Raw genomic sequence first — 15,597 nt, forward strand, 5'->3', positions numbered from 1 at the left:
ATATTGGAGTAATGGTCCATATCGCCTTTGATGACTTTTGCTTCGGGACATAACCTTAATGCCATTTTAATGGGCATGGCACTTCGAACGCCAAAATACCTCGCTTCATAAGAGCAGGATGCTACCACGCCACGGTCTCCACCTCCGATAATCACAGGTAATTTTTCCAATTGGGAGTTTTTTAGTCTTTCACAGGAAACGAAGAAGGTATCTAAATCCATGTGTACAATTGCACGATTCATTTTACAAAATTATCGCTATTTGTATCAGTTTTCATTATCTTTGTTGCTACAAATTATACCAATATCAATTTTATCCGATAACATGCGCTTTTTGAGAGCGAAGCAAAAATTCTCCCAACAAAAAATTGCGGACACGCTTTTTATTACCCGAGGTCGATATGCAAAATACGAGGATGGAAGTTCCGAACCGCCGATTGAAATTTTAATGCGAATTTCAAAATATTTCAGTGTGAGTATTGATCTTTTGGTTGGCGTAGATCTTCGAAATTATCCTTTAGAAGAAATGCTCAATCTTCCTGATAATCGTATTTTAGTTCCGATAACGGTGGATACTTCGGGGAATAATCAAATTGAAATTATTCCGCAAAAAGCTTCGATGGGTTACCTGAACGGCTATAGCGATCCTGATTATATCGAAAGTTTGCAAACCATTTCTTTACCATTTCTTAGAAACGGAAAATACCGCGCGTTCCCGGCAAGTGGCGATACGATGCCGCCGTATAAAGACGGGACTTATATTGTTGGGAAATATGTTGAAAATTTAGCCGATTTAAAAACCGATAAAACCTATGTTTTTATCACGATAAATGATGGAATTATTTATAAAAGATTTCAGTTTCATGAAGGCAATTTTATTTGTGTAAAGTTGGATAATAATTTTTATGAACCCCTAAAAATACCTTTGATTGAAATTAAAGAAATTTGGGAATTTGCCTGCAGTATCAATACCGAAGAGTTTGATGCAGAAGAATTTTCTGGACAAAATGTACGAGGTTTATTTTTAGAATTAAAACAAGAAATTAAGAAGATTGATTATAAGCTTTCAAAACAAGGTTAATATTGGTTTTCTTCAATATATTCAAAAAAAATCTTTTTCAGCCTTCGAGACATTTATATTATAGTGTTTTAATTAAATAATTAGAAGCATCTCTATTTAATGTGATTCCCTTTGATTCTAATTCTTCGATGATTGACACCTTAAAATCCAAATTATTAATAAAATTTTTATGTCTATTATCAAAAATTCTAAAAATATCATCCCATGTCATAGCATAGATTTCATAATTTTTTATTTCTTGTACAAGAAACTTCTTGTTTTTAATTGCCTGATTTTCGTAAAGACCTTTTATGTAAGAATCTACTTCTTTTCCAATAATGTAAAATTTCCAATTTCTTAACTGACTATTAAATTCTGGTTTTTGCATTATTATATTCATGTAGTCTTCTATTTGAGAAAATTGAAGTTTTCCAATGACAACAGAAGGTCTCTTTAATTCTACTAAAATGTTATTCTCAATCATTAAATCGTCCTCAATATTTGGTGTGTCTGCTTTTCTGGCAATAAAAATATCAGGTCTTTTTAATCTGTTTTTCTTCTCAATCCTATCAGGGATATCTTCTCCAGTATCAATAAAGTGAAGGTAATTGTTTAGAACTATTTCAAAATTTTTGTCTGCCGAAACCAAATTGTATTGTTCACCAAATAACCAATAATTATTTTCGATTGCTTTTTGAATATGGTCTCTTTCATTTGTGAACTTCTCTAATTCAAAAATTAAAGTTTTTAAGGTAGCAACTACATTAAATCTATTTTCCAGAAATTTCACTAATTCAGCAATGTGTACAAGTTTAGTTTTTTGAAGTATTTCAGATAATTCTTTTCTTTCGATATCAGTAAGATTAACTACATTGTCGACAATATTAATTACGTACTCTCTTTGTTCTGAATCGAGTATAAGGTTTAAAAAGCCAACAATTGTTTTACTTTGCGTATCCTTTAAACCCTGAAAAATTTTTGGCTGAACTGTGTATAGTTCTTTTATTACATTTTCTAGATCTTTTTTTCTAAGTTGCTCGTAATTATTATTCTTAAAATCTGGGAATATTCTTTTTTTATTAAAATCAGCAATAAGTTTTTCTGCTTGATGATGTTTTATAAAAGTTTTTTCTTTTTCCGCAACATATTCATTTAAGAGATGTAAAAGTGTCTTGTAAATATAATCTGTTTGGTTTTTGTCTGCAAAATCAAGAGTTGGTACTTCATTTTCAGTTTTTTTAAAAGAATTGAAATAGTCACTCTCTATATATAATGAATGATGAAAATTTTCTGTTTTGTTATTGAAAGAAGTGTGTTTTCGATCAATTTGTTTTTTCTCACTATTTAAAAAATAATAATAATATTTTTCTCCTATTTTATATTTCCATCTTAAATAACTAACCTTAAATGAAAAACCTCCAATCATAATTGGCTTATCTTCATTTTCTTCAATAATATCAAAATAGTTTAATGGAATATTATTAATTAAAATTTTAAAATCATTTTCTTTGTTTAAGTATAAAAACCATCCAAATTCACTTGATAAAAAATTTGTAAAGTTCTTATTTTCTAATAAGTCTCCCGTTAGCGCATGAAAATTACTAAATGAAACGGTTGTACCTGTTTTGCCAATTTTCAGAATTCTGTTTTCATAAGTAGAAAAATCCTGGCTACTGTCTCTGTTTATGTCTATTTTGTAATTCAATTTTTCTTTCCTATCAGTTTCAAATGTTGTGTCCCATATTGCATTATTACAAAAGGTTACAAAAGAAAATCTGCCTTTTCCTTTTTTTCCTTTAATAAATCCGGTTTCAGAAAAAGATATTTTTTTTTGTGATACGTTGAAGTTTCCAAAAGTATCATCGATAGTTGAAATATTTATACCAGTGCCATTATCAGAAATTGTTAAATGATTTAGGTAACCTAATTCATTTGACTCAAAATTAATTTTTAAAATATCTGCTCCGGCATCAAATCCGTTCCATAGAAATTCAGCTAAAGCTTTATAGTCAGTGGGTAATCCACTACTTTCAATACTTTTTGAGGTTAATTTTGCGGAACGTTTAACTTTATTATTGTCCATGGTCATTTAAAAAAGAGAAGTGTAAAAGTAATGATTCTTTTATCACTTTTAGTTCAAATTTTTCTAGATTAAGAAATTACTTCGAACTTTTATAATGATTATACATGAGATTTTTCTTTTTTATTTTCATGCTAAAGATTAGTACCGTCCAAATATACAAAAGGTTCTTGCCTATAATCTTGCTGTTTCTCATAAAAATACAAATTCAAACTATCATGAAGATTTATTTTTATTGAAGAATCGGCTTGCAAGATCCACAAAACATTAGTTATATCAGTGGATTCATTTTTTTATTATATAACCAATAGGGATATTTATTTTTGAACTCAAATTAAATTCATGGTCGAAATTTGAATTGATAGTTAAAAATTCTTTCGGAATTTTAGATAATTGGGAAATTTTCGAAAGTAAATTATCTTTTAAGATTGGTTGATATTTTACTGAATTATCGTCTGCAAGCCAAAACGATTTATCTAGTTTTAAAACGGAACTTCCTTCAAACATAACGTCTTTTAAGTCGTAAATAGGTTCATCTTGCTGCTCCTTTTTATCGAAAATTAGATCTAATTGAACTGGTTGGTTTTTAAACTTTAAATAAAAAAAATTTCTACTTGTAAAGGGTAACAACTCTTTTTCAATAAAATTAAAGGATTTAGCAAATGTATCTTTCATTTGTAGTGAATATAGATTTGAAATAAAATAATCTTTCAATCTTTCGTCTCTATAAATTCCATTACTATCAAAATATATTTCAAATAAAATTCCATCCAAAAAATAATTTTCGTTGTCTTCGGTGCTAAAATTTCCAATCCATGATTCTAAATCTTTAATTAATTCACCTGCATAATTTTACATGATCTCACTTTATTCATTTAAAAGTTTCGGCATGGTTGGAAGATAAAATCTTACGAACATGACTATCATTTGGCTTCCTTTTTTGTTTCGATAATATTTGTTTCATTTTGTGAAGTATGTTTAAGTATAATCATATCCTCTTTAATAGTCGTGCGAAGCGTGAAAGGTTTTTAACGGGCATATTTATGTATTTGAAAGTGACACTTTCTTAATTTTTATGTCAAATTAATTAATATACTTAATTTTTCTTCATTGATTCTTTTAATATTATTGTTAATTTAACATAATTTATTTATTTTAACTTTTCTTTTATAATTTCAAAAAAGATTTATATATTTGTATAGTAAGGGGAAGTTAAACAATGATATATAACTTTTACAGTAGAAAAATACCGGCCGAATCCGATCTTCCCCTTTTTTATCATATAAAGAAGTGTAATTATGATCACAAGAAAAAAATTTCTACAGCTAACTTCTTTAACCTTAGCTTACTCCATGATTCCCAACCGTTTATTCGCCGCAACTTCTGCCATGAATAATCCTACTACAGAGATGCTCGTGAAAAATGCTGCAGACTTACGAAAAGCTGGCAAGTTGTGGAAAGCCAAAAATATTTATCTACAAATCATCAATGACAATCCTCAAGAAATAAGAGCTTACGACGGATTAAGAAAAGTTATATTAGCAAAAAAGAAACAAGAATTTGAAGTAATTAAAATTTTCCGCAACGCAGCGCACCTACATCCGAATAACATCGAGATAAAGCAAAGATTACATAATGAATATTTTAAAGCAGCAATAGGAAACAGAAAGGTGAGTAACCAGATTGGTATAAATACGCGCCTTTTATTGGTGGTGAAAGAAAAATATGAAAATATTTTACAAAATTATCCATATAGAAAAAACATTAAAAAACAACTTGTTAAAATAGATAGATCAATAGCGTGGAATGCTGATATCTTGAATCCTCATAATAATACTAATCTAAAGCTTTACAGAAAACAACAACAGCAGTTGTTTAAAAAGAGATTCGCTTCTCTTTCAACGTTTCAATTAAATGAACAATTATCTCAATTATTAGCAAAGCCAGTTTCGGAAGATAGAAAACAACATATACGGGAATTATATAAGTTGAATGTGCAACAACACAGAAAAGATAAAAATTATGAATCAGCGTTAGACATGGCAATTTCTTTCTATAATACGGTCAATAAATCTGATCCTTATTTCCTGAAACATATCCGAGATTTATCAAAACAGTTAAGCAATTATGATCTACTGATAGCCGTTGAAAGGCAAAATCATGCGTTGAAAAATAACTTTTGGTCAGCAGAAGCTTTATTTGATGCTTTGATTATAAAATATGAAAGAGGTGATCTGTCCCTTTCATATGAGCTGGATAATCTTTTAAATAAAATGAAAATTTCTGTAGGGGATCCATCACAGAAATTTGAATTAACTACTAGAATTGTAAAACTATTACTTTTAAAAAACAATTTAGATGAAGCTAAAAGTATCTTACTTGATATAACCAATGACAAAGCTGGAACTGTCTCCCCCCATTCTATTGATCGATTAAATGTCTTATGGGCTAAATATTTTGTAAAAAAAGGAGATAGTAACACTAAAAATAAGATACTCACAATTGCACAGAGCCCTAGAAATTATGGTCACGAAAGTGATAAGATATTAAAAAGTATTTTGGTAATGAATATAAATAGATCATTTGAAAAATCAATACATATCGAAAATCTACAAAAAATATTAAGTAAAATAGGATAATATGAGGCTGAAATTTATTTTGTTTTTATTTGTTTTTACATTTTTTTTGCACAATTTTATTGCTCAAATAATGATAACTGAAGTTTATTATAATACTCCTTATAATGAAAAATTATATTTTCAAAAAAAAGAAGATGGAGCAGTATTAGGTGAGCTCGTGCACGCTAATAAACATCACCGTGGTGAATTTATTGAAATATATAATTTCAGCGACAAGGATATTAATCTAAAAAATTGGTACCTGAAAGATTTGTTGGGAACATTTTGGTTTCCAGAAAAAATAATAAAATCAAGACAATTTCTTGTAATAGCTTATAGTACATTACCGTATAATACAACCCCTTTTTCAGAGTATTTTACTACTACAAAGGGAAAAGAGAACCAAATAATACTTCAAGATAAAATTATTTTAAGAAATAAAAAAGAGAAAATTGATTTAGGATACACTTTGAATGATGGGCTTAATCTTATAGAAAAAAGTAGTTATCAATGGAATTATGCAGTAGAACCTCAATCGAACTTTATAAAAGATATTTGGCAGACTCCAAATTTATTTTATGCGGTGAATTCGATACAATATAATCCTAGTACACCGCCGTTTGTTAATTATAAATCTGTTCCTAACCCATTAGATGCAGAATATAAACCAGAGATGCAAAGCTATGATCAATTGGTCAAGGATGATTTTCAGCAATTTTATTCATTTTTAGACTGGAGCGAAAATGTGAACCTATTAGTTAATAATCTTTGTTTAGTAAACATTCCTAAATTAGAACAAATACCCAATGACACTTATATTGGTACTAGTAAATGTTTTAACTATGATACTGGTGGCAATGAAATTTCTGCAATAGATTGCACGCCAAGCGGAAATGTTTTAACACCTCTAACTGAACTCACGCAGGATGAGTTGAATGCCATAAGCAATGACATTGTAATCTTTCCAAATCCAACAAAAGCTTCAGACCAATATATGGTAACTATTCGCTGGTCTGGTGCAGCATTAAATAAAATATTTAATTTACAAGTTCATAATTCAGGCGGCGCTAATGTATTTGGATTCACACCAACTATTGGTGTAAATACAGTTAGTTTTTCTTTGCAAAATCAACTTCCTGGAGTTTTTGTTGCTAATTTCACCTTAAACACAGGACAAGTTATATCTAAGAACATCTTAAAATGGTAATTGCTTTATGAAACAAAAAATACTATTTCTTTATTTTTTTGCAAGTAATTTATTGTTCTTTTCACAGGAAATAGCAACAATCCCTTTAAATTATAATACATCAGGTTATGCAAAAAATGATTCAATTCAAAATAATCAAATTGCTATACCAAATACCGAAGATAGAATATTAACTCCTACCGTTAATGCTGAAATGACTGTAAGTGAATCAGGAGCATTGACTTATTCCTTACCTATTGAGATGTTAAAAGGGATTAATAATTTTAATCCTAATATTGCATTAGTTTACAATAGTCAAAGCGGAAATGGGCAAGCTGGGTGGGGGTGGAATATTATTGGATTATCAACTATTACCAGAGGGGGGAAAAGTAAAGAAGTGGATGGGATTACAATTGGTCCACAATATGATGAGACAGATCCTTTTTATTTAGATGGCCAAAGGTTAATTAAAATTAGCCCTACATCATTTGTAACAAAAACATTTTCTAAAATAAAAGTTACTAAACCAGTTACCGGAGATTATTCATTTATCGTTCAATATACTGATGGTAGAATTGCAAAGTATAAAGAAATTGTATCTGGACAAAGCTATATTTCAACATTTATAGATGCTTTTGACAATGAAATACATTACACTTATGAGAGTGAAAATAATATTCCACGAATAGTTAAAATATCATACGGAGGCACAAATATTCGAAATGATAAATTCTATGTGAATTTTATTTATAAGACTCGTGAAAAAAATCTGCAAATTTACAGAAATGGAATTCCGTATATTAATACAAAGGTCTTATCACAAATCGTATCTGGCTCTACTTATACCCAAATATATCGTACTTATTCTTTTCAACATGATTTTATCGAAGATTATAGCATTGAACGTCTCATAACGATTAATGTAGAAAATGAAAATGGAGAATATTTAAAACCTTTACACTTTAATTATAATAATTCAAACAAAGGTATTGTTACAATAAAATCTCGTTTGCAAATTAAGACAGGGATTTCAACGGGATTGGGAACTGTAACATTAGGTGATTTTGTTAATGGAGATGATAAAATACAACCTATTTTTCAAATCAGAAAATCTTATACTGATTATGGCGTAAAGTTAGGAAATTCAATGACTAATAGTAATCTAACTATTTTAAGAAACGATTCTGAAACATTGTTTTTTTCTGGAAAAGTTTTAGATCTTAATAATAAAATCACTGAAAAAGATCAACTTATTATAGTAAATGAGAATTATGTAGGTGAAACCGATGAAATTAATCCTAATAATCCAATTAATTCCCTGCTAAAGGATGAAGTTGTTTTTGAAATAAAGAATGTCATCACCAATGAAAGTAGAAATGTTACTGTTGCAGTAAAAGGAGGTTTATTACAAACGGAGACCTATGAGTCTGATGATCCATATGATTATAACAGCCATGGTAACTATGTTACATCCTACATCAGGGATCCATCAAATAGAAAATTTGTACAGGCTGATTTTAATAATGATGGGTTAATTGACTTTCTTATTATCGAACCCGAAAATCTTAAACGGACTAACAATATTTATTTTGTAGAATTAGGCAAACTTAATTCTGGCAACGATGTTAAGTTAACAGGGTTAAGTTTAAATGATAACTTTAATTTATATGACAAAGAGATATACCCAATTGAATTTGATGGTGACGGTCTACCAGAACTATTGGCTATAGATCGTGACAATAAAAATTTCTCGGTATATAAAATTAATTTTAATAATTACTCTCTTGAAACAGTATTGCATAATCAGCCTCTAGCTAATTTTAATAAAAATACGCCCATATTTTTAGGAGATTTTAATGGAGATGGACTTACAGATTTTTTAACACCACAAAAAGTATACGAAATCCCCGAAAATGACAACAGTGGATTAGACATGGGGGATACGTATTATAAAATGCAAACAGAAACCTTGCTGTGGTGGAAGTATACAAATAATGGGATTTCTTTCTCAAAGATACAAGAAGATTATACTGAACAGAAAATTGCTTATTTAAAGCCATCTCAAAGAAATTTCATTAAAAAATCTACATTTTGGCAAAAGTTCTGGGATGGTAAGCCTGACTCTTACGAGTACACAAGATATTCAACTCATAATATCATAATTACCGACTTTAACAATGATGGAAGGTCTGATATTATCACATTAAACAAAATTGGAACAGTAAAATACAATAATGCAAATCTTGGTAATACAGTTATAAATAATGTAGGAAACACATTAATGAGATACGATGGGAGTCATTATAACACCACTTCTTTCCAATCATCAATTGTAAATAAAATCACTTTTTATGAAAATAAAAATCTTCAAGATGGAACATTTAAAATGCTTAATAGCGGTTCTTTGGAGAATAAAATAATCTCACCTCTTTCACTAATTGTTTCATCTACAGAATTTGATTATTTAAACGTATCAAAATCTGGTGCTTATATTTATGATTCACTTGTTGGTGAAAGTACAGTTATAGCAGTTGATAACACCGATTTTTTAGAAAAACAAATTCAGGAAGTTGATAATGGATCTGGTGTTTTGCAAAAGGTTGACTACCGGAATATGATCGCAAGTCCGTCATCCGATGAAGCAACATATTTATATAAGTCACAGGACTTTCAATACCCATACTTTGTACACAAATCTAATTCTATACTTTATTTTGTAAGTAAAATTCACACTGTTTTTAATAATAAAATTCTTACAAAAGAATACAGATATGAAAATGGGATACAGAATTTGGAAGGAAAAGGATTTATAGGTTTTCAAAAAACATATTCTAGTGATGCATATGAATCTGAACTAAAAAATAAAAAATACATTAACTTAAATCCGGCAAAAGCGGTCTTTTGGAATGTTCAAACCAAAGACCCATTAATGGAGAACGCCACTGTAATTTCTACATACGGAGGTTTAACTAAATTTTTTACTGAAAATAAAATAACGAATAGAAAGTTTAACATCGGAAATAATCAGTATCTCATTTTGCCAACAGATGAAGTTTCAAAGGACTATCTGAAAAAAATTACTATTAACAAAAGTTATATCTACGATGAAAATGATGATCTAAAGCTAAAAACAAGTTATGTTGATTATGGTGGTGTTGGGTCTTCAATTTCTGAGTATACCTATCAAAATGAATTTTCCTACGGGACACATTATTTCTATGGAAAAATTGCCACAAATGACAATACAATTTACAAAGAAGGACTCTCATTCACTACAAAAGAAGAGTATGATTATGATAATTCCAACGGCGCCTTATCAGAAAATAGATCCTATGGTAATCAAGCAAATGCACCTCCTGTTATTAAAAACTATACCTACGATTCAGCAACAGGAAATCTTTTAAGTCAAAAAATATCTGCGCAAGGAGTTTCACCGCAAACAACCACTTACGATTATGATAGCACTAAGCGATATATCAATAAAACTACTACTCCAGATGGTTTAATTGCGATTTCAAATGTTAATGTTTTAGGGAGGGTTTTAGATGAGACCGCCCCAATAGGAAATCTAAAAACCTTTTACCAATATGATTCTTGGGGTAATATCATTACCATTACAGATTTTCTAGGTAAAAAAACCACGATTTCTAAAAACAGGACTAATCTCCCTACTAATGGGATTTATAACCTTTCCAAAAAAAGAGAAGGAGGAACTGAAAGTGTAGTAACTTTTGATATTTTCGATCGGGAAATCCAATCTAAAACCCAATCTATTAATGGAAAATGGCTTGTCTCCAAAACCGAATATGATATTTTCGGAAAAACAACTAGAACGAGCGAAATATTTTTTGAAGGAGAAACACCTAAATGGAATTCTGTAGAGTATGATGAACTCAACCGCCCTGTAAAGAATATTGCTTTCACGGGGAAAGTCATCACTACCTGTTATGAAGGTATGAAAGTAACCGTGGATGATGGTTATAAAAAAACCTCTAAAACACTTGATGTGATGGGCAACACTATCAGGCATCAAGATCAAGGTGGTGTTATCAATTATAGCTATTTTCCAAATGGTGCTCTTAAAGAAAGCAATTACGAAGGTATAAAAACAACTTTTGAAATTGATGGTTGGGGAAATAAAACCAAAATTATCGATCCTTCTGCGGGAACATTCAGTTATGAATATGATAATTTAAGCAGAGTGACCAAAGAGACCACCCCAAAAGGAACAACAGTTTACACTTATGATTATTTGGGAAGACCTCTTACAGAAACTACCACAGGTAATACTACAGCAGAAAATACAAACATTTCTAAAACTTATACCTACAACAATGCAACAAAACTTCCTGAGACCATTACAGGAACGAGTAATAATGGAAAAACATTTACCTATACTACAATTTACGATGCCTATTACCGCATAAAAGGCAAAAAGGAAGAAACTCCCTATTTCACTTATGAATCTTCTACCACCTTTGATTCTTTCGGAAGGGCAGATGTAGTTACCATTTCTACAAAACTGCTCACACCTTCTTATATCAGTACTTCAAGCATTCAAAATGTTTATGATGGCAATGGCATTCTTTTACAGCAAAATGATATAAATACAGGGAAAATGGTTTGGCATGTTTCAGACATCAATGCGCAAGGACAAACCACCCAAATGGAATACGGAAACGGGTACTCTATAATAAATCAATACAGTCCAATTGACTTTTCATTATTCAATATTAAACATCAAAATACCATCAATGGAACGGTAGCTTTGGATATTGATTATAATTACGATGTAAACAAAGGCGTGCTGAATTGGCGCAGAAACAACACCTTTGGTAAAAAAGAAGACTTCACTTATGATACCCTCAATCGGTTGCTTACAGAAACCGTAAATGGAGTTCTTGCAAATGAATATACTTATGATCAAAGGGGCAGGATTACATCAAATTCTGAATTAGGAAAATATAATTACAATCACTCTGATTATAAACTGCAAAACATTACCTTTAATACCAATGGACAAAACGTAAATAATCAAAGAGGATTTGCAGCAGTAACCTATAATGCATTTAAAAGTCCACTGCAAATTACTCTTGCAGGTAAAGAAGATTTGTCTTTTGAATACAGCATCCTGAAAACAAGATCAGCAATGACCTCTTCGGTTACAGGTAAAACCCGGTATTACTCTTCTGATTTTGCGGTAGAAATTACCCAAACAGGTAATCAAACAGAAATTATCACCTATATCACAGGAGATCCCTATTCTGCAAATTACATCAAAAAAGAAGTTTTAACAGGAACTGTTCTTGCCGAAAAAGAAAATTACTTTTTACATCGGAACAATTTGGGCAGTATTCTAGCCATTACCAAAGCCACAGATGGTACGGTGGTCGAAAAGCGCTTCTTTGATGCTTGGGGAAATCTTAAAGGATTTGTAAACGCAGCTGGCACATTAATTACAGATGCACAACAATTATCAACCGTTAATTTCTTCTTATATCGTGGATATACGGGGCATGAACATCTTTGGAAAGCGGGGTTAATCAATATGAATGCTCGTATTTACGACCCCATTCTTAGGAAATTTTTAAGCCCTGATAACTATGTACAGGATCCTTTTAATACGCAAAGTTATGACCGTTTTAGCTATGTGTTTAATAATCCGTTACTTTTCACAGACCCAAGCGGGAATTTCGGCATTATAGCTGCAGTTCTTGTTGGTGCTGCGGTAGGTCTCTTTGCTAAAGGTATTGCTAATATGATGAGTGGTATCCCTTTTTGGTATGGTTTAGGCAAAGCTACTTTAATGGGAGCTATAAGTGGAGCTATTAGTTTGGGAATTGGCAATGTTGCCACCTCTGCTTTTGGTGAAGCTATTTCGATTGGCAAAGCATTGTTTGAAGCGGGACTACATGCTTTCAGCAGTGGAACTATCGCTTCTTTGGACAATGGAAACAGCGGGGCTGCCATGCTTAGTGGTTTGGTTTCTTCTTTAATTGCAAGTGGGGTGAGTGCTTTAGGAACTAGCTTTTCAGCATCTAAAGCTTTAGGGAAAACAGTGCAAAACGGCTTTGGACAAAATTATATGAAAGCAACGATGATTGTAGCTGGAGGTTTTAGCGGAGGGATTTCTTCCGTCATTGCAGGAGGTAAATTTATGGATGGGTTTAGGCAAGGCTTGATTACAAGCGGGTTAAATCATGTTGCACATATGGGAGCTGCTGCAATAGAAGAAGGAAAGGCTAACAGGCAAATTAAAACCGCATTAACAACAGATTGCGGTGATGATTACCTTAATCAACCAATTACAGAGGCTACATTACAGGATTTAGCGTCTGTCTTTGCTGATTTGTATGGAGTTAGTTCAAAAGAGTATGCATTTGCGAATAAAGATAATATTTATGACAAATTAGAAATTGATAATGGACAATTATATGATGATGGACAAAGCGTTAATGGAGTAACCCATATGTTTAACGGAAAAGTGTTATTTTCTCCTCATTTTTTAGGAACTAAAGATATTTTAAAATTTGCTGGCACTTGGTATCATGAAACTATTCATTCTATACATGCTGTTAATGGATTCTTTATTAATACTTTAAAACAGTTTATGAAAAATGGGTATGGCTATGATGATGCGGTAAGAAGTGCAACAAATGTTTCTGAAACAATTGCTCATTTGCAAACTCGAAATTATGGTATAGGGCTTTCGTTTGGAACATCTTATAGTACCATAAGAAAATATGGTGCTAGTTATATAGAATTTTTAAGTTTTAAATAATAATTATGAAATATAGTACAAAATATTTATTTATGATTAAAATAAACATCCTATTAATTCTTGTTTCATCTTTTAATTTGGTATTCTCTCAAACAACTATTCCGAATAAATATATGAAAATTCCTGATACTTTATATTTTAAAGATCGTTTGTATCAATATATAATACCCCAAAAGAAATATAATTATTGGAAAGTTATAAGAAAAGATGGTTCTACAGAAAAATTAATTTATGAAAAAATAGGAGCTAAAAATAAAAAGGTTAAAGAAAATCGAACAATCGAGGAAGGCTTTTTTCTGGAGTGTTTGCCAGACGGATGTTTTACATATATAATGGCAAATCAAAATAAAAAATCAGAGTACTTTACAAATGTAGAAGAACTACGGGGTTTCATTGGATTTGTTAACAATTTGTCTGAAGCATTGCTTATAGCAAGAACTTATGATTTATGGTTTGATCGTAAAAATCCTATTGGTGGCTCCTATAAAATAGAGAAAGATTTTATTTATCTTTATCTTGCAAAATTTGAAAGTTGTCCAGTTAGTAGTGAAGCTTTCTTCGTAAAAATCAACAGAAGAACAGGGGAACTTGAGCAAGAAAGTAAAGGTGTCTATTATAAAACGGATGATTGTTATACTTCATAACCAATGGGTTATGATGAGATAAATTCTTATCCGGAATGTTAAGTGGTGCAGTTTCCTCTTTAATAGCAAGTGGTGTACAGGCATTAGGAAACACAGGAAGCAGAATGTTTGTGAATAATGATGGCTATCTTGATATCGGTACTTTTGCAGAACGAAACCCAGGACTTTTAAAAGCAATGATGGTAACTTCTGGTGGTTTAAGTGGAGGAATTTCTTCTACTATTGCAGGAGGGAAATTTATAGATGGATTTAAACAAGGATTGATAACCAGTGGGTTGAATCACGTGGCGCATTTAACTACAGAATTTTTACAGAGAAATGACCCAGCTGATCCCACAACATGGACAAGAAAATATAGTATAGATAGAATTAAAAGACTTCATCCCGACTTTTATGAAGTTTTAGCACAACTCCCAAATTTTTTAAATTCAAATCCTAAAGTCTTGGATGCACTTGTAGAAACTACAAAAATGACAAAAACTCAAATTCTTAAACATTTGGATGTTAATAGTAGTGATGGTCAAGTCATACTTGAATATGATTATTATGCAACTAAAACACTCCAAGATCATTTGGGAGACACTGGGCACATGAGTGTTACAACTATATGAAAGAATTTTATTTTAGGATTAGAACAAGTCTCTTTAGTGTCATCAATTCAAGGTACATCTTTTCTATTAGCTATTACGGTGTTACACGAATTTGTACATTGGGGAAGATCTCATAATGGTCAAACTACCTATATAAAAGGTGAGGAAGCAGGCGATACATGGGAAAAATCTATATTCAATGGAAAAACACTTAACAAAAATAATGCATATGATTTATCGAAGACATTTAATTGGAATTATAAATAGTTTTTTTATTTCGCTCATTTTTTTTAGTGTATTTATTTTTTGTATGCCAAAACAGAATCAAAAACCTGAAGTTATAGGGAATGAGATAATTAAAAATAATATCAACATATTATTAGACTCACTATCTATTTTTGGCGACTCTACGATCGATGTAGAACTTGAGAGAAAAATTAAAAAAGGTGATATTCCAAATAATAAAGATATTTTCGGTATTACAAAACGAATACAAAACGAATACAATTACGAATACAATTACGAATACAACATTTAAACGCCGAAAATTTCTATGCAATAAACATTACAGGAAATCAATTTATACTTAATAACAATAGAAAAATTTTTATTCGTGAAGTAGATAGAAATGAATTATCT

Annotated in this window: 9 protein-coding genes and 1 pseudogene; 7 read left to right on the forward strand and 3 right to left on the reverse strand. The window is 30.7% G+C overall.

The features are described 5' to 3' along the window. Positions 1-242, reverse strand: a pseudogene (locus tag WBY99_RS03355) (DNA polymerase IV); the annotation flags it as partial. Between the two features lie 61 nt (positions 243-303). Here WBY99_RS03355 and WBY99_RS03360 point away from each other — a divergent pair. After that, the gene (locus WBY99_RS03360) at positions 304-1,080 is read left to right on the forward strand and encodes an XRE family transcriptional regulator (RefSeq protein WP_423974932.1); all 777 of its coding nucleotides are present in this window, start codon (positions 304-306) and stop codon (positions 1,078-1,080) included. 58 nt (positions 1,081-1,138) lie between these two features. Here WBY99_RS03360 and WBY99_RS03365 read toward each other — a convergent pair whose 3' ends face one another. Both WBY99_RS03365 and WBY99_RS03370 read right to left on the reverse strand, forming a co-directional pair. Further along, entirely contained in the window at positions 1,139-3,142 is a 2,004-nt protein-coding gene (locus WBY99_RS03365; protein WP_423974924.1) for an ATP-binding protein, read from the reverse strand. 282 nt (positions 3,143-3,424) lie between these two features. Further along, positions 3,425-3,913 (reverse strand): hypothetical protein, encoded by a 489-nt coding sequence (locus WBY99_RS03370; protein WP_423974925.1) that lies wholly within the window; start codon positions 3,911-3,913, stop codon positions 3,425-3,427. Positions 3,914-4,437: 524 nt separating this feature from the next. Between WBY99_RS03370 and WBY99_RS03375 the strand changes: the two genes are divergently transcribed. The 6 genes from WBY99_RS03375 (at position 4,438) to WBY99_RS03400 (ending at position 15,496) form a co-directional block, all read left to right on the forward strand. Beyond that, positions 4,438-5,778: a tetratricopeptide repeat protein gene (locus WBY99_RS03375; RefSeq protein ID WP_423974926.1), complete on the forward strand. Its 1,341-nt coding sequence runs from the start codon at positions 4,438-4,440 to the stop codon at positions 5,776-5,778. A gap of 70 nt (positions 5,779-5,848) precedes the next feature. Then, positions 5,849-6,964 (forward strand): lamin tail domain-containing protein, encoded by a 1,116-nt coding sequence (locus tag WBY99_RS03380; protein WP_423974927.1) that lies wholly within the window; start codon positions 5,849-5,851, stop codon positions 6,962-6,964. Between the two features lie 7 nt (positions 6,965-6,971). Further along, the gene (locus WBY99_RS03385; protein WP_423974928.1) at positions 6,972-13,724 is read left to right on the forward strand and encodes an RHS repeat-associated core domain-containing protein; all 6,753 of its coding nucleotides are present in this window, start codon (positions 6,972-6,974) and stop codon (positions 13,722-13,724) included. A 5-nt stretch (positions 13,725-13,729) separates the two neighbouring features. Next, positions 13,730-14,368, forward strand: a complete 639-nt coding sequence (locus WBY99_RS03390) for a hypothetical protein (protein WP_423974929.1) — start codon at positions 13,730-13,732, stop codon at positions 14,366-14,368. Between the two features lie 35 nt (positions 14,369-14,403). Next, positions 14,404-14,979 (forward strand): hypothetical protein, encoded by a 576-nt coding sequence (locus tag WBY99_RS03395; RefSeq protein ID WP_423974930.1) that lies wholly within the window; start codon positions 14,404-14,406, stop codon positions 14,977-14,979. Between the two features lie 178 nt (positions 14,980-15,157). Continuing rightward, positions 15,158-15,496 (forward strand): hypothetical protein, encoded by a 339-nt coding sequence (locus WBY99_RS03400; protein WP_423974931.1) that lies wholly within the window; start codon positions 15,158-15,160, stop codon positions 15,494-15,496. Positions 15,497-15,597 lie beyond the last annotated feature (101 nt).

Source organism: Kaistella sp., assembly GCF_049588135.1.
Taxonomy (GTDB): Bacteria; Bacteroidota; Bacteroidia; order Flavobacteriales; family Weeksellaceae; genus Kaistella.

Coding starts and splice junctions, on each gene's coding strand:
- WBY99_RS03365 (WP_423974924.1), bottom strand. CDS start 3,142: ATGGACAATAATAAAGTTAAACGTTCCGCAAAATTAACCTCAAAAAGT.
- WBY99_RS03375 (WP_423974926.1), top strand. CDS start 4,438: ATGATCACAAGAAAAAAATTTCTACAGCTAACTTCTTTAACCTTAGCT.
- WBY99_RS03380 (WP_423974927.1), top strand. CDS start 5,849: ATGATAACTGAAGTTTATTATAATACTCCTTATAATGAAAAATTATAT.
- WBY99_RS03385 (WP_423974928.1), top strand. CDS start 6,972: ATGAAACAAAAAATACTATTTCTTTATTTTTTTGCAAGTAATTTATTG.
- WBY99_RS03390 (WP_423974929.1), top strand. CDS start 13,730: ATGAAATATAGTACAAAATATTTATTTATGATTAAAATAAACATCCTA.
- WBY99_RS03395 (WP_423974930.1), top strand. CDS start 14,404: ATGTTAAGTGGTGCAGTTTCCTCTTTAATAGCAAGTGGTGTACAGGCA.
- WBY99_RS03400 (WP_423974931.1), top strand. CDS start 15,158: ATGGAAAAACACTTAACAAAAATAATGCATATGATTTATCGAAGACAT.